This window comes from Streptomyces phaeoluteigriseus (genome assembly GCF_001896135.2).
Taxonomy (GTDB): domain Bacteria; phylum Actinomycetota; class Actinomycetes; order Streptomycetales; family Streptomycetaceae; genus Streptomyces; species Streptomyces phaeoluteigriseus.
In genome coordinates, this window is the sequence record NZ_MPOH02000015.1 from 609,452 (window position 1) to 628,040 (window position 18,589).

The 18,589-nt window shown below is 72.7% G+C and carries 17 protein-coding genes; 7 read left to right on the forward strand and 10 right to left on the reverse strand.

Features of this window, described 5'->3' with window-relative positions; translation table 11 throughout:
- Positions 1-541: 541 nt before the first annotated feature.
- From BM536_RS20660 to BM536_RS20685, 6 genes are all read right to left on the reverse strand, one after another.
- The gene (locus BM536_RS20660; RefSeq protein WP_094103312.1) at positions 542-1,120 is read right to left on the reverse strand and encodes a hypothetical protein; all 579 of its coding nucleotides are present in this window, start codon (positions 1,118-1,120) and stop codon (positions 542-544) included.
- A gap of 101 nt (positions 1,121-1,221) precedes the next feature.
- Positions 1,222-2,472 carry an MFS transporter gene (locus BM536_RS20665; RefSeq protein WP_073497438.1) on the reverse strand — a complete coding sequence of 417 codons (1,251 nt, stop codon included), beginning with the start codon at positions 2,470-2,472 and terminating at the stop codon, positions 1,222-1,224.
- 43 nt (positions 2,473-2,515) lie between these two features.
- Positions 2,516-3,976 (reverse strand): CitMHS family transporter, encoded by a 1,461-nt coding sequence (locus BM536_RS20670; RefSeq protein ID WP_073497436.1) that lies wholly within the window; start codon positions 3,974-3,976, stop codon positions 2,516-2,518.
- Between the two features lie 124 nt (positions 3,977-4,100).
- Positions 4,101-6,332, reverse strand: coding sequence for a molybdopterin oxidoreductase family protein (locus BM536_RS20675; RefSeq protein WP_094103313.1), 2,232 nt, complete (start codon positions 6,330-6,332; stop codon positions 4,101-4,103).
- Positions 6,333-6,436: 104 nt separating this feature from the next.
- Positions 6,437-7,051, reverse strand: coding sequence for a TetR/AcrR family transcriptional regulator (locus BM536_RS20680; protein WP_073497434.1), 615 nt, complete (start codon positions 7,049-7,051; stop codon positions 6,437-6,439).
- Positions 7,048-7,695, reverse strand: a complete 648-nt coding sequence (locus BM536_RS20685; RefSeq protein WP_073497432.1) for a hypothetical protein — start codon at positions 7,693-7,695, stop codon at positions 7,048-7,050. Before BM536_RS20685 ends, BM536_RS20680 begins: the two co-directional genes overlap by 4 nt.
- Before the next feature lie 160 nt (positions 7,696-7,855).
- Between BM536_RS20685 and hmgA the strand changes: the two genes are divergently transcribed.
- From hmgA to BM536_RS20700, 3 genes are read left to right on the forward strand one after another with little or no spacing between them, the layout of a single operon-like run.
- Entirely contained in the window at positions 7,856-9,175 is a 1,320-nt protein-coding gene (hmgA, locus tag BM536_RS20690) for a homogentisate 1,2-dioxygenase (protein ID WP_094103314.1), read from the forward strand.
- A gap of 27 nt (positions 9,176-9,202) precedes the next feature.
- Positions 9,203-9,952 (forward strand): GntR family transcriptional regulator, encoded by a 750-nt coding sequence (locus BM536_RS20695; protein ID WP_073497430.1) that lies wholly within the window; start codon positions 9,203-9,205, stop codon positions 9,950-9,952.
- A gap of 12 nt (positions 9,953-9,964) precedes the next feature.
- Positions 9,965-11,104: a type ISP restriction/modification enzyme gene (locus BM536_RS20700; RefSeq protein ID WP_073497428.1), complete on the forward strand. Its 1,140-nt coding sequence runs from the start codon at positions 9,965-9,967 to the stop codon at positions 11,102-11,104.
- A 48-nt stretch (positions 11,105-11,152) separates the two neighbouring features.
- Here BM536_RS20700 and BM536_RS20705 read toward each other — a convergent pair whose 3' ends face one another.
- Positions 11,153-11,866: a TetR/AcrR family transcriptional regulator C-terminal domain-containing protein gene (locus tag BM536_RS20705; protein WP_073497426.1), complete on the reverse strand. Its 714-nt coding sequence runs from the start codon at positions 11,864-11,866 to the stop codon at positions 11,153-11,155.
- Positions 11,867-11,929: 63 nt separating this feature from the next.
- Here BM536_RS20705 and BM536_RS20710 point away from each other — a divergent pair, with 63 nt between their 5' ends.
- Genes BM536_RS20710 through BM536_RS20720 form a run of 3 tightly spaced genes read left to right on the forward strand, consistent with a single transcriptional unit; the run spans position 11,930 to position 14,934 of the window.
- Positions 11,930-12,907: an ATP-binding cassette domain-containing protein gene (locus BM536_RS20710; protein ID WP_094103315.1), complete on the forward strand. Its 978-nt coding sequence runs from the start codon at positions 11,930-11,932 to the stop codon at positions 12,905-12,907.
- Positions 12,904-13,680: an ABC transporter permease gene (locus BM536_RS20715; RefSeq protein ID WP_073497424.1), complete on the forward strand. Its 777-nt coding sequence runs from the start codon at positions 12,904-12,906 to the stop codon at positions 13,678-13,680. Before BM536_RS20710 ends, BM536_RS20715 begins: the two co-directional genes overlap by 4 nt.
- 33 nt (positions 13,681-13,713) lie before the next feature.
- A complete protein-coding gene (locus BM536_RS20720) occupies positions 13,714-14,934 on the forward strand; it encodes a CaiB/BaiF CoA transferase family protein (protein ID WP_094103500.1) in 1,221 nt (406 codons plus the stop codon).
- A gap of 9 nt (positions 14,935-14,943) precedes the next feature.
- On the opposite strand, the gene BM536_RS20725 is transcribed toward BM536_RS20720, so the two are convergent.
- From BM536_RS20725 to BM536_RS20735, 3 genes are all read right to left on the reverse strand, one after another.
- Complete coding sequence (locus tag BM536_RS20725) at positions 14,944-15,219, reverse strand: hypothetical protein (protein WP_073497420.1); 276 nt, start codon at positions 15,217-15,219, stop codon at positions 14,944-14,946.
- Between the two features lie 126 nt (positions 15,220-15,345).
- The gene (locus tag BM536_RS20730; protein ID WP_094103316.1) at positions 15,346-16,164 is read right to left on the reverse strand and encodes an anti-sigma factor; all 819 of its coding nucleotides are present in this window, start codon (positions 16,162-16,164) and stop codon (positions 15,346-15,348) included.
- The gene (locus BM536_RS20735) at positions 16,161-16,703 is read right to left on the reverse strand and encodes a sigma-70 family RNA polymerase sigma factor (RefSeq protein WP_073497419.1); all 543 of its coding nucleotides are present in this window, start codon (positions 16,701-16,703) and stop codon (positions 16,161-16,163) included. Before BM536_RS20735 ends, BM536_RS20730 begins: the two co-directional genes overlap by 4 nt.
- A gap of 205 nt (positions 16,704-16,908) precedes the next feature.
- Between BM536_RS20735 and BM536_RS20740 the strand changes: the two genes are divergently transcribed.
- The gene (locus BM536_RS20740; RefSeq protein WP_073497418.1) at positions 16,909-18,462 is read left to right on the forward strand and encodes a DUF4331 domain-containing protein; all 1,554 of its coding nucleotides are present in this window, start codon (positions 16,909-16,911) and stop codon (positions 18,460-18,462) included.
- The last annotated feature ends 127 nt before the right edge of the window (positions 18,463-18,589 follow it).

Here is an 18,589-nt window from a genome sequence, read left to right on the forward strand (position 1 = left end):
CGCGCCCGCCCCGCCCGGCGCGGGCGCGGCTCCCGTCGCCGACGGAGGCCGCCGGGGACCGGACGGCGACGAGACCGGCCGGGTCGGCCGGGGACGCGACGGTGCCGCCCGCTGCGGCGACTGCCCGGCGCGTGCGGACGACTTCCCCTGCGGGGACGGCCGGGCACGTGCCGGTGCCGCCCCCGGCGTGGGCTGCCGCTTCCCCCGAGGCGGGGGTCGTCGCGGAAGGCGCGCCCACCGGGGGCCGCGCCGGCCCCGACAGGCCGGTCCCGTACCGGGCCTGGTCCGGACGCGACGCGGCGCACCCTCGCGGGAGTTCCCGGAGGGCGTCGGCCCGGCCCCGGGACGTGCCTGCTGGTCGGGGCCTCGCCCGTCCACTCCCCCACCCGCCGAACCGGCGGAGCCGACCGTGAGGACCGCCGTGTCGGCGGGCTCCTCGGCGTGGCCCCACCAGACGGCGCCCGTCACCAGCGTGACGGCCAGGGCGGCCGTCCTCGTCAGGCGGTAGGCGCGCGTCCGGTACCAGGGCCTGCGGATCCGCCTACGCGGCGCCATGCGAGCGGCGGCGCAGCCGGAACCAGGCCGCTCCGCCGACCGCGGCCAGTCCCACCGCCGCGGCACCGGCGACCGGCGTGAACGCGGCGTCGCGGGCCAGACCGCCGCCGCCCGCCGGCGGACCGCCGTTGGGGCCGCCGGGGCCGTTCGGCCGGTCCGGGCAGTCGACCTTGAAGACCTTCTGCTTGCCCGCGCCGCTGCCGCCGACGACGACCCACGTCAGCTTGTACTGCCCGTCGGGCAGCATCAGGTTCTCGGTGACCCCGGCACCGTTGGCGAGGGTGACCGTGCCGGAGAGGGTGGCCGTGGTGCCGGCCTGCGCCGACTGGGGCGCGATGGTCCAGTTGATGCCCTGGGCGACGTCGAAGTTGAAGGCGTCGAGGTAGAACTTGCACACCTTGGGCTGGTTGGCCTGGGCGCTGACGGCGGTGCCCGCCATGTGCACCTTGACGTCTCCGTTGTCCCCGGGGGCCGCGACGGCGGCCGGCGCTCCGAGGAGAACGGCTCCACCGGCGGCGAGGGCCGTCAGTGTGGCGACCCTGCGTGGACGGGACGAGGTCGGCATCAGAGAACCTCCGAGTCAGATGATTTTCATACAAATCGGCTTGCACCTGACTGAATGTCACATTCCGACCCGTGGTTCACGGAAGCACCGCGTGCCGCGCCTCAGATATCGCTCTTACGGCCCAACGGCGACCTGGTACGCCGGACCCCGCCCCCACTCCCCGGGCCACCACCACCGCGCGCCGCCCGCTCCGGCGAGCGCAGCGCCACCCCCGACGACAGCAGCAACAGCCCGCCGAGCATCACGAACGGCGCCGCCACGCCCGCGATCCCGGCGATCAGGCCCGCGGCGGCCGGCGCGGCGACCTGGCCGAGGCGGTTGCCGGTCAGCCGCAGCGCGAGAGCCGTGGACCGGGCGCCGTCCGGCGCGGCCTGGACGACGGTGGTCATGGACAGCGGCTGTCCGACCCCGAGGCAGAAACCGAGCGCCGCGAGCATCACGGCCAGCGCCCACACCGGCACCGGCACCGCGATCCCGGCGCACAGCAGGGCCGCCAGCAGACAGGTCACGGTGAGCAGCGCGGTCCGCCCCACCAGCCGCAGCAGGGGCGTGAGGACCAGGCGGCAGGCGATGGTGGCGGCGGCCCGCAGACTGAGCAGCAGGCCGATCACGGACGGGGCGATGCCCCGGTGCTCGCCGACCACCGGCAGGTAGGCGGTGAGGATGTCGGTCGCGGACAGCACCGAGAGGCTGACGAGGATGCCCGCGGGGACGCCCCGGGCGCGCAGGATGCGTACGACGGGGACGCGGTCACCGCGCGCCGTACGGGACGTGGCGGAGGTGCCGGGGTGTTCGATGCGCCACAGGGAGGTGAACGCGACCGCGGCGCCCGCGCCGGCGACGACGAGGGCGAGCGCGCTGCTGCGGGCCATGTCGGAGCCGTCGATCAGGGTGCCCGCGGCGATCGGGCCGACCAGCTGGCCGAGGGAGGCGCCGATCGTGAAGTGGCCGAAGTTGCGGTCCTGTTCGTGCGGCGCGGACTGACGGGCGACGAGCGACTGGGCGCCGATGACGAAGCAGAGGTGGCCGAGGCCCATGACGCCGCTCCACAGCGCCATCGACCACAGCGAGCCGGCGACGCCGCTCAGCGCGCAGCCGCCGGATATCAGGACCACGCCGAAGGGCAGCAGGGGCGCGCACCGGCCGTGGTCGGTACGGCGCCCCAGCGGGACGGCGGCGAACAGCGGGAGCAGGGCGTACACACCGGCGATGACGCCGACCGCCCGCTCGTCCGCGCCCAGCGCGAGGGCCCGGTAGGAGACGGCGGGCCGGGCCATGGACACCGCCCCCTGCGCGAAGCCGAAGGCGATGACGAGGCGGAGCAGCCAGCCGCGGTTCCCACCGGGCCTCATGGTGTTGTCCTCCGGGGAGAGCGTACGGATCGGGTCACGCGGGTCAGATGATCCCGAACAGCATGCCCGCCGCGAGGATCACCAGGCTGGTCAGGGCGGCCCACTTCACGACGAACCGGGTGTGGTCGCCGAACTCGACCTTGGCCATGCCGACGAGGACGTAGACGGCGGGGACGAGCGGGCTCGACATGTGCAGCGGCTGGCCCACCAGGGAGGCGCGGGCGATCTCCAGCGAGGACACCCCGTGGGCCTGGCCGGCCTCGGCGAGGACGGGCAGGACGCCGAAGTAGAAACCGTCGTTCGACATGAAGTAGGTGAGCGGGATGCTCAGCACGCCGGTGACGAAGGCCATGTGCGGGCCCATGCCGTCGGGGATGTTGTCCACCAGCCAGTTGGCCATGTTGTCGACCATGCCGGTGCCGGTCAGGACGCCGGTGAAGACGGCGGCGGCGAAGACCATGCCGGCGACGTTGAGGACGTTCTCGGCGTGCGCGCCGAGGCGGGCCTTCTGGTCGGGCATGTGCGGGAAGTTGACGGTGAGCGCGAGCGCGGCGCCGAGCAGGAACAGCACCGGGATCGGCAGCAACTCCATGATCATGGCGGTGAGCAGCGTGACCGTGAGGAGCGCGTTGAACCAGTAGAGCTTGGGGCGCAGGGTGGCGCGGTCGGGGTCGAGTCCGGCGAGGCGTTCGTCGTCCTCGGGTTCCTCGGCGGCGGGCTCGTCGACGCCGGTGCGGGCGTCGGCGTCGGCGTCGGTGCCGGAACCCGAACCGCCCGTGGCGGCGGCCGTCTTGCCGGTACCGGTGCCTGACCCGTTCCCCGTGCCGGCGCCGACGAGCACCGTCTCGGTCTCGGCCTTCTCCTCGACCAGGACCTCGTCCAGCGTCAGCACGCCGAGCCGCTTGCGCTCGCGGCGGCCGAGGACGTACGAGAGGGCGAAGACGCCCAGCAGGCCGACGGCCAGGGCCGGGATCATCGGGATGAAGATGTCGCTGGCGTCGAGCTTCAGCGCGGTGGCGGCGCGGGCGGTCGGGCCGCCCCAGGGCAGCGTGTTCATCACGCCGTTGGCCATCGCGGCGACACCGGTCATCACGACCAGGCTCATCTTCAGGCGCTTGTACAGCGGGTACATCGCCGAGACGGTGATCATGAAGGTGGTGGAGCCGTCGCCGTCGAGCGAGACGATCGCGGCGAGGACCGCGGTGCCGACGACGATGCGGAGCGGGTCGGCCTTGCAGAACTTGAGGATGGCCCGCACGATCGGGTCGAACAGGCCGACGTCGATCATCACACCGAAGTAGACGATCGCGAACATGAGCATCGCCGCGGTGGGGGCGAGGCTGGTGACACCGTCGAGGACGTAGTCACCGAGTTCGGCGCCCTTCCCGACGAAGACGCAGAACAGTGCCGGGATCAAGACGAGCGCCGCGATCGGCGACATCTTCTTCAGCATGATCAGGACCAGGAAGGTCGCGATCATGGCGAAGCCGAGGATGGTCAGCATGAATGGATACCTAACGTTCGCCCTTGAACATCCCACCTGAGGGTCGGCGGTGCGTTGACGTTAGGACCGTTCAAACGGTGTTAACAAGACGTTGACGCGCGAGCAATAAGCGCAAAACTCCTGGTCAGGCCAGTGGGCTGAGTTCGACGGGCACTCCGTTGAGGACGGCGTTGCCGGACAGCGGGTCGAGCAGACTGCCGTCGAGGAGCTGGTTGACGTTGACGCCGGGGTCGGTGGAGGCGTGGCTCAGCCGGGTGCCGGGGCGGTCGTGGCCCCAGCCGTGCGGGATGCTGACGACGCCCCGGCGCACGCCGTCGGTCACCTCGGCGGGGGCGGTCACCTCTCCCCCGGCGCCCTTGACCCGCACCGGCTCCCCGTCGCGCAGCCCGAGCCGTTCGGCGTCCTCGGGATGGACCTGCACGGTGCAGCGGTTGGTGCCGCCGGTGAGAGCGGGGACGTTGTGCATCCAGCTGTTGTTGGACCGCAGGTGCCGGCGTCCGACGAGGACGAGGCCGGTGGGGCGCTCGGCCGCCGCCCGCCGCAGCCGCGGGAGGTCGTCGGCGATCGGCCGGGGCAGCAGCTCGATCTTCCCGCTGCGGGTCTTCAGCGGCTGCGGCAGGCGCGGACGCAGCGGTCCGAGGTCGATGCCGTGCGGATGCGCGAGCAGCCGCTCCAGACCCAGGCCTTCGGGGCGTACGCCGAAGCCGTCGCCGTAGGGGCCGAGGCGCAGCATCATGTCGAGCCGGCGCTCGGGGCCGCTCTCGCCGGCGAGCTGTGCCGCGAGGTCCTCGGGGTCCCGGCCGTGCACGGGTGAGTGCGGGTCCTCGACCGCCTTGCCGAGGGTCTGGCCGATGACGAGGTCGTCGACGGCCGAGGGGTCGGCGCCGTGCATGCCGGTGGCGGCCAGGGTCAGCCGGGCGAGGATCTCGCTCTCGGCCATCCTGCCGGGTTCCAGCGGGACGGCGGGGCGGGTGTAGCGGACCTGGTTGCGGACGGCGAGGGTGTTGAACGCGAAGTCGTGGTGCGGGCTCTGGGAGGGCGGGGGCGGAGGCAGGACGACGTCGGCGTTGCGCGAGGTCTCGTTGAGGTACGGGTCGACGCTGACCATGAAGTCGAGCGAGTCGAGCGCCTTGTCGAGCCGGTCGCCGTCGGGCGCGGAGAGCACCGGGTTGGCGGCCACGACGATCAGCGCCCGGACCGGTGTGCCCTCGTCCGTGGCGGTGTCGATCTCCTCGGCGAGCGCGGACAGCGGCAGCTCGCCCTTCGCCTCGGGGTGCCGGCTCACGCGGGAGTGCCAGCGCCCGAGCGCGAAACCCCGGCCGGGACCGGCGGGCCGGGGTGTCCGGTCGGTGGCGGCCTGCGGGAACAGGGCGCCGCCGGGCCGGTCGAGGTTGCCGGTGAGGATGTTGAGGACGTCGACGAGCCAGCTCGCCAAGGTGCCGTGGGGGACGGTGCAGCTGCCGATGCGGCCGTAGACGGCGGCGGTGGGGGCGGCGGCGAGTTCCCGGGCGAGGGTGCGGACGAGGTCGGCGTCCACGTCGCAGGCGGCCGCCACCGACTCCGGGGTGAAGTCCCCTACCGCGTCCCGCAGTTCGTCCATGCCCTGCACGTGCCGGCTCAACTCGCCCAGTTCCACGAGCCCTTCCTCGAACAGGACCTGCGCCGTCGCCGCGAGCAGCAGGGCGTCGGTGCCGGGCCGGATCGCGATGTGCCGGTCGGCGAGCCTGGCGGTGCGGGTGCGGCGCGGGTCGATGACGGTGAGGGTGCCGCCGCGGGCCTTGAGCGCCTTGAGCTTGCCGGGGAAGTCGGGGGCGGTGCACAGACTCCCGTTGGACTCCAGGGGGTTGGCGCCGATGAGGAGCAGGTGGTCGGTGTGGTCCAGGTCGGGCACGGGGATGGCGTTGGCGTCGCCGAAGAGGAGTCCGCTGGAGACGTGCTTGGGCATCTGGTCGACCGTGGAGGCGGTGAAGAGGCTGCGGGTGCCGAGTCCGGCGAGCAGCACCGGCGGGTAGAGGGCGCCGGCCATGGTGTGCACGTTGGGGTTGCCGAGGACCATGCCGACCGCGTGCGGGCCGTGGCGTTCGACGACCGGGCGGAGGCCGGCCGCGACGGCGTCGAAGGCCTCCGTCCAGGTGGCCTCGCGCAGTTCGCCGTCCCGGCGGACGAGGGGGGTGCGCAGTCGGTCGGGGTCGCCGTCGACGGCGCCGAAGGAGGCGCCCTTGGGGCAGATGAACCCGTTGCTGAACACGTCGTCGCGGTCGCCGCGGGCGCTGGTGACCCGGGTTCCCTCGATGGTCAGGGTCAGCCCGCAGGTGGCCTCGCACAGGGGGCAGATTCGCAGGGCGGTGCGGGACACGGGTCCTCCAGGGAAGGCGGCGGCGGTGACGCTCTCTTCCGCCGAGCATACCGACCGGTACGGATGCGAGGGAGGGTCCTGACCCGACGGATCGGCCGGACACCTCAGTCCAGTACGCGTCCCAGGTATGCCCGCAGCAGTTCCCGCGTCTCCTCGATCACCTTCGGATCGCCCTCGGGCGCCATCCGGAAGGCCAGGTGGACGAGGGTGTCCGCGGTCTCCACGGCGATCAGGAAGATGCGCCGCAGGTCCTCGTCGGGGCTGCGCCCGAGATAGTCGGAGAGGAGGTCGGTGAGCCGGTCCGCGACGCGGTGGTTGGGTTCGGCGCGCGAGCCGACCGGGATCTGGTTGCCGAAGTCGACGAGGGAGAACCCGGGCGCGGTGCGCTTCATGCCCAGGTACTCGTCGAGTACGGCGTCCATGGCGGCCCGCCAGTCACCCGGCCGCGCGTCCTTGAGCCGCCCGGTGACGCGCTCGGCGTACCGCTCCAGGTTGCGCTGGGCCAGCGCGTCGGCCATCTGCTTCTTGTTGCCGAAGAAGCGGTAGACGGACCCGATGGGGACGCCGGCGCGCTGGGCCACGGCCCGGGTGCTCAGGGCCTCGTAGCCGACCTCGTCGAGGAGGTCGGCGCAGGCGTCGAGGATTCTGGTCAGCCGTTCGGCGCTGCGTCGCTGCACAGGCGCGCGACGGAGCGATGTCGCGTGGGGCACGGGCTTCATGATGCCTTTCCGCCGCGGTCCGGTGAACCTTGCCCCTCGGTACGGGGAAAGGTGCCCGGTGCACTCAGCGCGGAAGGGGACGACGAGTCCGGCTCGGCCCCGGACCCCTGCTCCGACTCCGACTCCGGCTCCGGCTCCGGCTCCGATGCCGTGATGTCGGCCGTGCTCTCCACCGGCTTCCCGTCGACGGCCCACACCGTGCCGTCGTCCGCGTACAGCCGTGCGGTGACCTGGTGGGTGCCGTGCCCGAGGTAGCCCTCGGGGATGCGGTACGAGGTGTCGCGGAGGTCGGCGACGGGCTGACCGTCGGCGAAGAGCCGGGCGATGCCGCGACCGGGGACCGCCCGCGCCTCGGCGCCGGACGGCGAGAACCGGAAGTCGCGCAGCTTCAGGCGCACGTCCCAGCCGCCCTCGGCGTCCGGCTCCACCTCGAGGGCGACCTGCGGAGCGCCCTTCTCCCCCACCTCCCGGTAGTGCCGCCCGTCGTCGTCCGTGTCGTCGAGCACCTTGCCGACGGGCGAGGACGAGAGCGCGCTCTCCTGCCCCGTCGGCGCGGGCGCGTCATCGGATCCGCAGCCCGCGGATCCGGTCACCAACAGGACACAGACCGCGAGTGCGGGCAGGCTTCCACGACTCCACGACATGCTCGGGAGCGTAGAACACCGGTACGACACAGGGATCCTCCTGGGGTCGGGTTCCCGCCATCGGTGATCGTCATCCGAGAGGAGGACCCGCGTACCCCTTGCGTCCGGGAAACCGCAATCCTACGGTGATACAGAGGAATCGCCGGTCGAGGGAGCACGTATGAACAGCGGGGACGCACGCAGGACGGCAGCGGGGCTGACGTACCTGACGGGATTCGGCAACGAGCACGCCTCCGAGGCGGTGCCCGGCGCCCTGCCCGAGGGGCGCAACTCGCCGCAGCGCGCCCCCCTCGGCCTGTACGCGGAGCAGCTCAGCGGCTCCGCCTTCACCGAGCCGCGCGCCCACAACCGCCGCTCGTGGCTGTACCGCATCCGCCCCTCCGCGGCGCACCCGGCGTTCACCCGCGCGGACAACGGCACCCTGGGCACCGCCCCCTTCACGGACACCGTCCCGGACCCCAACCGGCTGCGCTGGAACCCTCTCCCCGACCCCGCGCCGGGGACGGACTTCCTCCGGGGCCTGTGGACCCTGGGCGGCAACGGCGACGCGGCCCAGCGCGCCGGCATGGCCGTGCACCTGTACCACGCCGACGCCTCCATGGACCGGGTGTTCAGCGACGCCGACGGCGAGCTGCTGATCGTCCCGGAGCGCGGCGGACTGCTGCTGCGCACGGAGTTCGGCCTGCTGCACGCCGAGCCGGGCCACGTGGCCCTGATCCCGCGCGGGGTCCGCTTCCGGGTGGAACTGCTCGACGGGACGGCCCGCGGCTATGTGTGCGAGAACTACGGCGCCCCCTTCCGCCTTCCCGACCTCGGCCCCATCGGTGCCAACGGGCTGGCGAACCCGCGCGACTTCCGCGCGCCCGTCGCCGCGTACGAGGACGTCGAGGGCCCGGTCGAGGTGGTGAACAAGTACTGCGGCAACCTCTGGACGGCCACCTACGACCACTCACCGCTCGATGTCGTCGCCTGGCACGGCAACCACGTCCCGTACGTGTACGACCTGCGCCGCTTCAACGTCATCGGCACGGTCTCGTACGACCACCCGGACCCGTCGGTCTTCACGGTGCTCACGTCCCCGTCCGACACCCCCGGTCTGGCCGGCGTGGACTTCGTGGTCTTCGCGCCGCGCTGGCTGGTGGGCGAGGACACCTTCCGGCCGCCGTACTTCCACCGGAACGTGATGAGCGAGTACATGGGCCTGATCGAGGGGGCCTACGACGCCAAGGCGGAGGGCTTCGTGCCGGGCGGCGGCTCGCTGCACAACATGATGTCGGCGCACGGCCCGGACCGGGAGACCTTCGACCGGGCGAGCGCCGCCGAGCTGGTGCCGCACAAGGTCGACGACGGGCTGGCGTTCATGTTCGAGACGCGGTGGCCGGTCACCCTCACCCCGCAGGCGGCCGGCACGGACCGGCTGCAACGGGGCTACGACGACGTGTGGTCGGGTCTCGAACGCCACTTCCGCCCCTTGCACTGAGGATTCCCGACAGGTACGGATGGCCCCGTGACCTCCTTCGCGCCGGACTCGATCGTCCTGAACCGCAAGCTGCCGCTCTGGTACCAGGTGTCGCAGTCACTGCGCGCCTCGATACTCGGCCGCTCCCCCCGGGACCCCCTGCGGCTGCCCACCGAGGAGCAGTTGGCCGGGCACTACGGGGTGAGCGTGCTGACCATGCGGCAGGCGCTCAAGGAGCTGGAGGACGAGGGGCTGATCACCCGGCACCGCCGCCGCGGCACGTTCATCGAGCCGACGGCCCAGCGGGGCGCCCCGGTACGGCTGCTGGGCTCGGTGGACGCGATCGTGGCCCAGCAGTCGGGCATGGTGACGGAACTCCTCTCGCACGGCGGGGCGGAGGTCCCGGCCGAGGTCGCCGAGTACTTCCCCGACCTGGCGGAGGTGGCGGCGTACCACCGGCTGCGCGGCGACGAGAAGACCGGCGAGCCGACCAACCACGCCCGCAACTACGTCCGTCCGGAACTCGCCGCGTCGATCGACCCGGAGGACCTGCTGCGCTGGCCGATGACGAAGGTGCTGCGGGACGTCGTGGGGGCGGACATCGGCCGGATCACCGACACGGTCGAGGCCCGCCTCGCGGACCCGGAGACCGCCCGGCTGCTCGCGGTGCCGCTGCTGAGCCCGATCCTGCACTACACGGGCGTCACCTACGACAGCGCCGGCCGCCCGCTGGACGTGGCCGTCATCCACTACCGGGGGGACCGTTTCTCCTTCACCGTCACCCTCGACGCCCACTGAGCACGTCGTACGATGCCACGCGTGACGCGCGACGAAGCTCCGCCGCTGGCGGACCTCATGCCGTGGTCCGTCGCACCGCCGCGGCTCGGCCGGGGGTGGCCGATGGACCCCGACCCGGCTTCTCTGAAGGCCCGTTGGGACGCCCTCCTTAAGGCGGAGGGAGCGGACCGCGAGGCCCTGTTCGAGCCGACCCGCTCACGCACCGCGCACACCGCGGTCGGACGACTGCCCGGCAGCGCCGCCGGCACCGGGCGGTTGATCCGGGCCACGGGCCCCTGCCCCGAGCCGGTCCGGGTCCTGGCCGCTCCTTTCGACGAACGGTGGCTCATCCCCGACCACCGGCTGATCGACGCGGCCCGGCCCGAGCTGTGGCGGGTGGCGGACGCGCACCAGGTCTTCGTGGTGGAGTCACCGGACGCCCCGCACCTCCTGGCGACGTCCCTCCTCCCGATGCCGCGCGCCGGCCGGATCCGCCCGCTGTACCGCCGCCCCGACGCGCGGGAACCCAACCTCGCGCCGGGCCTGCTGGACCACCTCGGTCACTCCCGCGACCCGCTGGACTTCCTGGCCTGGGCCCTCGCCACCGTCCGCCCCGACCTCACGGTCCCCCTCACCCGGGACCCCGAACTGTGGTCCCGCGGCGTCGAGCTGGGCCACCGCGTGCTGTGGCTCCTGCGCCGCGACGGCGAACGCCCCAAGCTGCCCGGTGGCCGCCGCCCCTACGTCCGCGCCCCGCTCCCCGTCCTGCCCCTGACCGTCCGCTACGAACGCGACGAGGAGGCCCTCCACCTCGACGAGGGCCGTATCTCGCCGGTCCCCCCGCAGGCCTGGGACTTCGAGGCGGGCGGCGTACGGGTCCTGGAGGAGTGGTTCACGGCCCGTACGGCCTCCGGCGATCCGGGCACCCTGTCCGCCGTCCGCCCGCGGAGCTGGCTCCAGCCCTGGACCTCCGAACTCCTCGAACTGATCACGGTGTTGACCCTGCTGGCCGAACTCCGGCCACAGCAGGACGAGCTGCGGGTGACGGACTCCGTCACGACGGCGGACCTGCGTGCGGCGGGCGTGCTGCCGGTGCCGCGCCGGACCCGCCGCCCGGCCTCGGTCCTGACCCCGGACGAGGAGGGCCCGGAGGGCCAACTGGCCCTCCTGTAGGGGTCCGCGAGGTGCCGCAGGGGGTCACCGCGAGGTGCCGTCAGGGGGTCAGCCCTTGGGCGCGAAAGCGTCGAGCACCCTCTCCAGCGCGAACCGGAAGACCGCCTCCGGATCGATCGGCCCGGGGTCCTCGGAGAACGCCGCGGCCATCCGCGGATACGCGCCGGTGGCGACCTGGCTCCCCAGGTAGCCGATCCGGGCCGCGTTCTCCTGCTCCTCCGACCACGGCAGCGACCGGGTCCGCTCGGCGGTGGCCAGCTCGCTGGCGACGTACATCGTCACGACCCCGTTGAGCATGCCGACGAGCTGCATCTTCATGCCGTACGTCATGTCCAGGGGGTCCAGGCAGGCCAGGCAGTGTTCCAGGTACCGCAGGGCGTTCGGACTGAACCCGTACACCGGCGACATCAGCCGGGGCAGCCACGGGTGCCGGTGCATCAGCTCGCGCGTCTGCCGTCCGACCCGCAGCATGTCGGCCCGCCAGTCGCCGCCGGGCTCCCACAGCTCGTGCTCGCCGCTGACCGCGTCGACCATCAGCTCGTACAGGTCCTCCTTGCGGGGGACGTAGTTGTACAGGGACATGGTGCCGCAGCCCAGCTCGGCCGCGACATGCCGCATGGACACCGCGTCGAGCCCCTCCGCGTCGGCGATCCGCACGGCCGCCGCCGCGATGTCGGCACGCGTGTACGCCGGCCTCGGCCCCCGGCCCGTCCGCTCGGGACGGGCCCAGATCACTTCCGGTACGGCCGCTCGGCCAGCCATCGATCATCACCTCGGCAACCATCGTAGTTACGTACACCGTACGTAATGCGCTATGGTCGGGCCATGACTACTACGTACGCCGTACTTAGTGAGGGGTTGGAGAAGCGTTTCGGCAGGGTGCACGCCCTGCGGGGCCTGGACCTCGCCGTCCCGGAGGGCACGGTCTGCGGGATCCTCGGGCCCAACGGGGCGGGCAAGACGACCGCCGTACGCCTGCTGACGACGCTGCTGCGGCCGGACCGCGGGTCGGCCCGGATCGCCGGGCACGACCTCGTCCGGGAGCCGGCGGCCGTCCGCCGTGTCATCGCCGTCACCGGACAGAACACGACCGTCGACGGCGACCTCACCGGCCGGCAGAACCTGCGCCTGTTCGCCCGGCTGCACCGGGTGCGCGGGCCGGCCGAGCGGACCGACGTGCTGCTGGAGCGCTTCGGCCTGATCGAGGCCGCCGACCGTGCCGCGTCCGGTTACTCGGGCGGGATGCGGCGGCGCCTGGACCTCGCGGCGAGCCTGGTCCGCCGCCCGCGGGTGCTGTTCCTCGACGAGCCGACCACCGGCCTCGACCCCGCCAGCCGCAACGACGTGTGGGCCGCCGTCCGCGAGCTGCGCGACGAGGGCACGACGGTCCTGCTGACCACCCAGCACCTGGAGGAGGCCGACCAGCTCGCCGACGACATCGCCCTGGTGGACCGGGGCCGTGTCGCGCAGACCGGATCGCCCCGGCACCTCAAGGCGCTGGTCGGGTCCTACGCGGAGGCCGTCGTCGCGGACCCGGCCGCCCTCGCGCCGGCGGCGGCCGTCCTCGACCGACTCACCGGCGGCGAGCCCTCGTTCGACCAGGAGCGGACCGCCGTCGGCGCGGTCACCCGCGACAGCACACTCACCCTGCCCCGCCTGGTCCGCGAACTCGACGCCGCGGGCGTGCCGTTGCTCGACGTCACGCTCCGGCCGCCCACCCTGGACGAGGTGTTCCTGCGCCTCACGGACGACCGGCCCGCCGGCGGCACGTGCCGCACCGACGACAGGGAGACCGCCGCATGAGCGCCCTCGCCCACGACGGTTCGGCCATGCTGGGCCGCCAGTTGCTGCGTGTCCGCAACAACCCGGCCCTGGTGATCCTCACCCAGACCATGCCGATCACCATGCTGCTCTTCTTCGGCTACGTCTTCGGCAGCGCGCTGGCGATGCCGGGCGCCGAGTACCGCTCCTTCCTCGTGCCCGGCCTGCTGGTGGCGACCGCCGCCAACGGCGTCATGACCGGCATGTTCCAGGCGGCACAGGACGTCCACCGGGGGGTCACCGACCGCCTGCGCACGCTGCCGGTCAACCGGGCCGCGGTGCCGCTCGGGCAGGCGGTGGCCGACCTCCTCGTCACGGCGGTGGGGACCGTGCCGTTCCTGCTGGTCGGGCTCGCGGTGGGCTGGCGGGTCGAGGGGTCGGCGCCCGCCGCGGCCGGTGCCCTGGGGCTGCTGCTCCTGTTCCGGTTCGCCTGCGTCTGGGCCGGCGTCTTCCTGGGGCTGCTGTCCCGGAGCGAGGAGGCGGCCGGTCAGCTCGGCAGCGCGACCTTCATGCTGCCGCTGCTGTCCAACGCGTACATCCCGACCGGCGACCTGCCGGGCTGGCTGCGCACCCTCGCCGAGTGGAACCCGATCAGCGCGGTGACGACGGCCCTGCGACACCTGTTCGGCAACGCGCCGGTCCCCGAGGGCGCCGCCTGGCCGGTGGCGCATCCGGTGGCGGGGTCACTCGCCTGGTGCGCCCTGCTGATCGCGGTGTTCGCGCCGCTCGCCGTGCGGCGGTACGCGCGGCCATGACAGACCGGGGCCGCGCGGGACATGATCCACCCCATGGACCAGCAGCCCGTGCCCCCGCCCTCGCCCCTGCCCCTGCCCCTCGAAGGGCTCACCGTCGTCGCCGTCGAGCAGGCCGTCGCGGCCCCGTTCGCCACCCGGCAGCTCGCCGACCTCGGCGCCCGGGTGATCAAGGTCGAGCGGATCGACGGGGGCGACTTCGCGCGCGGCTACGACACCGCGGCACGCGGCCTCGCCTCGCACTTCGTGTGGTGCAACCGCGGCAAGGAGTCCATCGCGCTGGACCTGAAGGACCCGCGCGGCCTGGACGTCGTACGCCGGCTGATCGCCGACGCGGACGTGTTCGTGCAGAACCTCGCGCAGGGGGCGGCGACCCGGCTCGGCCTGGACGCGGCCACCCTGTGCGCGGCACACCCGCGCCTGGTCGCCGTCGACATCTCGGGCTACGGCACGTCGGGGCCGTACGCGGACAAGCGGGCGTACGACATGCTCGTGCAGTGCGAGGCGGGGCTGGTGTCGGTGACGGGGACGCCCGCGCACCCGGTGAAGGCGGGCATCCCGGCGGCGGACATCGCGGCGGCCATGTACGCCTTCTCGGGCGTCCTGGCGGCGCTGGTGCGACGCGGGACGACCGGGCGGGGCGGGCCGGTGGAGGTGTCGATGCTGGAGGCGCTCGCCGAGTGGATGGGGCATCCGCTGCACCACGCGATGCACGGCGGTACGGCCCCCGCCCGCACCGGCCTTGCACACGCCGTGATCGCACCCTACGACGCCTATGCGACGGCCGACGGCGGGCGGGTGCTGCTGTCGGTGCAGAACGACCGGGAGTGGCGGCGGCTCGCCGAACAGCTGCTGGAGCGCCCGGAGCTGGGCACCGACCCGGCGTACGCGACGAACGCGGCGCGGGTCGCCGGCCGGGAGCGTACGGACGCGCTGGTGGCGAAGGCGCTGGGCGCGCTGGACGCCGACGAGGCGCTGGCGCGGCTGGAGGCGGCGGGCATCGCGTGCGCGCGTCTGCGGGATCTGCACGAGGTGGCGGAACACCCGCAGCTGGCGGCCCGTGAGCGGTGGCGGGAGGTGGACTCGCCGGTCGGACCGCTGCGGGCGCTGCTGCCACCGATCACGCTGCCGGGCGGGGTGGAGGCACGGATGGGGGCCGTGCCCGCGCTCGGGGAGCACACCGAAGCCCTGCTGCGTGCCGTGGGGATGACGGACGAGGAGATCGCAGCGCTGCGCCGGGACGGTGTGGCCGCCTGAGCGCGGGCCTCAGTGCTTGTTGTTGCTGCCGAACAGCGAACGGCGCAGTCGGCGCAGGGGGGCGAACAGCGAGACCCGGCGGACCCGGGCGCCCCTCGGACTGCGGCGGGCGGGCTCGCGCGAGGTCAGTTCCCGCATGAGGGAGGTCGCCTCGACCGTCTCCCGTTGGGGTATGGCGGGACCCCCGAGCACCGAGAGATGGCGGTCGAGCCGCGAACTGGTCGCGTTGCTCCCGCAGGTGATCGCAGGGACCCTCGCCCTGGTGTGCACTGCTATCTGTTCCATGTCACTCCCCACCCGTACGAGTCCACCCGGCACGGGCAGGGTAACCCTATCGTCCCGACGAGGCACACATGTATCCCGGTCACGGGAATCACCTACCCCGTAAGGGGGTTGACGATCCCTGCGCCGTCACTCTCCGAATCCGAGCGATTTCAGGGCGAGTTGGACAACCGGCTGAGTAGTGGGCTGCGCTGACCCTCCGTCGGGCTCGACGGTCACAGCGAGTGACGCCGACGAGGGATCGAGCCCGGTGGCGACCAAGGGCGTGTCACCGTCGAAGAGGCCGAGGGAGCGCGGTTGCGCGTCGGGGCGCATGACCCACAGCTGGTGCACCTGCCCGCCGGGCAGTCCGTCGTATCCGCTCAACGTGACGACCGCCTCGCCCTCCGCCGCGGAGGCGATCACTCCGATCGTGCGGCCCCGCGCGTCCTTGCCGGTGCTCACGCGGGCGTCCGGAGCTGCGAGAACGTGGGCGATCTCACGTGCCTGGGCCCGCTCGGCGTCCAGCCGGTCCTGGGTGCGCCCGGCCTGGACCGCGAAGAGGGAGGCGACGACCAGGGCGGCGGCGGCCGTCGCCGTGGCGAACGGCACGAACAACGGGCGGCGCGCCCGGGGCGCACGGGAGCGTCCGGGCGGCGGCTGCGTGCCCCAGACGTGCGGTGGCAGTTGAGGCGCACGCTCCCGCGACGGCTCACGTGCGGGCTCCTGCGGCATCGTCCGTACGGCGGCCAGGACCCGGTCGCGCATCGCGGCCGGAGCCGGTGCGGCCGTCGACCAGGCCAGCCGGACGGCGTCCTCGGCCAGGGCGCGCACCTCGGTGGTGCAGCGGTCGCAGCCGCTCAGGTGCTTCTCGAAGCGGCGCCGCTCGCCGGGTTCGAGGGCGTCGAGGGCGTAGGGGGCGGCCAGCGAGTGCAGATCCTCCCGGCGGAGGAATCCAAGGATGCTCATACGGCACCTCCCAGGCAGTGGCGCAGCCGCGTGAGTCCGTCGCGCATCCGGGTCTTGACCGTGCCCAGCGGCAGCGAGAGCCGCTCGGCCACCTCACGGTAGGTGTAGCCGTCGTAGTAGGCGAGGGTGACGGACTGGCGTTGCAGGGCCGTCAGCTTGTCCAGGCAGCGGCGCACCCACTCCCGCTCCAGGCCCGCCTCCACCTCCTCGGTCACCTGGTCGAAGGCGGGGTGGTGGGCCCGCTGGGCCTCGCGCTGCTCGCGCTCGCCGGCCGCCCGGACGCTGCGCACCCGGTCGACGGCGCGGCGGTGGGCGAGGGTGAGGATCCAGGACAGGGCGCTGCCGCGCCGGGGGTCGAACTTGGCGGCGGAGCGCCAGAGTTCGAGCAGTACCTCCTGGGAGACCTCCTCCGACTGCGCCGGGTCCCGGACCACGCGCCGCACCAGTCCGAACACCGGCCCGGACACGAGCCCGTAGAGCCGCTCGAAGGCGTTCTGGTCGCCTCCCGCGACGAGCACCAGCAGTTCGTCGGCCTCCATCCGGTCCCCCTCCCCACGGCCGCACCCCGGCCGTCCCGTCCTACCAGGCACTCGCAACGGACACACCTCCGGCAGTGGTACGGATCAGGGGGGTGAAAACGCGGGTGAGCAGGAAAGAAAAAGTTTTTGGTTTCCGACCAATCCATCCGGCGCTCCCAGTCCGTATCACTGTCCGTCAGACAAGTTGGCACTGAGGACGGACGGCATGACAGCTATCTCCAGGAGCGGATCCGGACGCACGGGCGTCGCGACCCTCATATGCGGGGCGCTGGCCGCCGGGGGGCTCGCAGCCGCCGGCGTCGCCACGCTGGAACCGGGGGAGGCCGCCGCCTCCAGCCACCGGGAGGCCCCGCTGATCTCGGGCACCCCGCAGTACGACAACACCGACGTGTACGCGTTCGTGAGCCCGGACAAGCCGGACACCACGACGATCGTCGCGAACTGGATCCCGTTCGAGGAGCCGGCCGGCGGCCCGAACTTCTTCCCGTTCGCGGAGGACGCCCAGTACGACATCCGCGTCGACAACAACGGTGACGCGCAGGGCGAGCTGGTCTTCCGCTACACCTTCAAGACGCACGTCAAGAACAAGAAGACGTTCCTGTACAACACCGGGGCGGTCGAGAGTCTGGACGACCCCGACCTGAACGTGACGCAGACGTACGACCTCGAGCTGATCAAGCTGAGGAAGGAGAAGGTCGTCCACACGACGAAGCTCGCCGACGACGTGCCGGTGGCGCCGTCGAACGTCGGCAAGGCGTCGATGCCGGACTACGCCAAGCTGCGCAGCCAGGCGGTCTACAAGCTGTCCAACGGCTCGCAGACCTTCGCCGGCCAGGCCGACGATCCGTTCTTCCTCGACCTGCGCGTCTTCGACCTGCTGTACGGCGGGAACCTCTCGGAGGTCGGCAACGACACGCTCAAGGGCTACAACGTCAACTCGATCGCCCTCCAGGTGCCGACGGACCTGATCGCCGAGTCCGAGCACCAGCCGATCGTGGGCATCTGGTCGACCACCCAGCGACGCAACGCGCAGGGCCACTTCGCGCAGGTCTCCCGGCTGGGCAGCCCGCTGGTCAACGAGGTCGTCAACCCCATCAAGGACAAGGACAGGTTCAACGCGTCCGTGCCGAAGGAGGACGGCCAGTTCCTGAAGAACGTCACCAACCCGGAACTGCCGAAGCTCATCGAGGCGATCTACAAGATCAAGGCACCCGCCGAGCCGCGCAACGACCTGGTGGACGTGTTCCTCAAGGGCGTGAAGGGGCTCAACCAGCCTCCGCACGTGACGCCTTCGGAACAGCTGCGCCTCAACACCTCCATCAAGCCGACCGCCTCTCCCAAGCGGCTGGGCGTACTGGACGGTGACAACGCGGGCTTCCCGAACGGGCGTCGGCTCACCGACGACGTGATCGACGCCTCGCTCCAGGTCGTCGAGGGCGAACTCCTCGGCGCGAAGAACGACCTGGGTGACGCGGTCGACAAGAACGACAAGACCTTCGAGAAGGCCTTCCCGTACGTCGCCCTGCCGACCGAGGGCTCACGCGGACCGCTCGCCAAGGGCGTCAGCACGGGCAACGACGTCCGCAACCAGCTCGGCGACGCGCTCCAGCCGGCGGGCACCACGACCGGCACCGACACCACGCTGATCGCCGCCTCGGCGGGCGCCGGCGCGGCCGGCATCCTGCTCATCGGCGGTGGCCTGATGTGGTGGCGCCGGATGAGCGGCGGCGGCGGGCGGCGGGCGCGCCGGGGCTACTAGGCCGCCTGGCCTGCTGCCGGTCCCTTGCCCGGCCCTCAACACGGGCTCGGTACGGGCCTTGGCACGGCCCTTCGTCCGGGCGGGTCGGGGAGAATCCTGCACTCCCCTGCCCGCCCGCCCCACCGAC

Bases quoted from the DNA above. Each gene is read 5' to 3' on its own strand.
- BM536_RS20740 (WP_073497418.1), top strand. From the start codon at position 16,909: ATGACAGCTATCTCCAGGAGCGGATCCGGACGCACGGGCGTCGCGACC.
- BM536_RS20705 (WP_073497426.1), bottom strand. From the start codon at position 11,866: ATGGCTGGCCGAGCGGCCGTACCGGAAGTGATCTGGGCCCGTCCCGAG.
- BM536_RS20685 (WP_073497432.1), bottom strand. From the start codon at position 7,695: ATGTCGTGGAGTCGTGGAAGCCTGCCCGCACTCGCGGTCTGTGTCCTG.
- BM536_RS20710 (WP_094103315.1), top strand. From the start codon at position 11,930: ATGACTACTACGTACGCCGTACTTAGTGAGGGGTTGGAGAAGCGTTTC.
- BM536_RS20665 (WP_073497438.1), bottom strand. From the start codon at position 2,472: ATGAGGCCCGGTGGGAACCGCGGCTGGCTGCTCCGCCTCGTCATCGCC.
- BM536_RS20725 (WP_073497420.1), bottom strand. From the start codon at position 15,219: ATGGAACAGATAGCAGTGCACACCAGGGCGAGGGTCCCTGCGATCACC.
- BM536_RS20660 (WP_094103312.1), bottom strand. From the start codon at position 1,120: ATGCCGACCTCGTCCCGTCCACGCAGGGTCGCCACACTGACGGCCCTC.
- BM536_RS20680 (WP_073497434.1), bottom strand. From the start codon at position 7,051: ATGAAGCCCGTGCCCCACGCGACATCGCTCCGTCGCGCGCCTGTGCAG.
- BM536_RS20720 (WP_094103500.1), top strand. From the start codon at position 13,714: ATGGACCAGCAGCCCGTGCCCCCGCCCTCGCCCCTGCCCCTGCCCCTC.
- hmgA (WP_094103314.1), top strand. From the start codon at position 7,856: ATGAACAGCGGGGACGCACGCAGGACGGCAGCGGGGCTGACGTACCTG.
- BM536_RS20730 (WP_094103316.1), bottom strand. From the start codon at position 16,164: ATGAGCATCCTTGGATTCCTCCGCCGGGAGGATCTGCACTCGCTGGCC.
- BM536_RS20715 (WP_073497424.1), top strand. From the start codon at position 12,904: ATGAGCGCCCTCGCCCACGACGGTTCGGCCATGCTGGGCCGCCAGTTG.
- BM536_RS20735 (WP_073497419.1), bottom strand. From the start codon at position 16,703: ATGGAGGCCGACGAACTGCTGGTGCTCGTCGCGGGAGGCGACCAGAAC.
- BM536_RS20670 (WP_073497436.1), bottom strand. From the start codon at position 3,976: ATGCTGACCATCCTCGGCTTCGCCATGATCGCGACCTTCCTGGTCCTG.
- BM536_RS20700 (WP_073497428.1), top strand. From the start codon at position 9,965: ATGCCACGCGTGACGCGCGACGAAGCTCCGCCGCTGGCGGACCTCATG.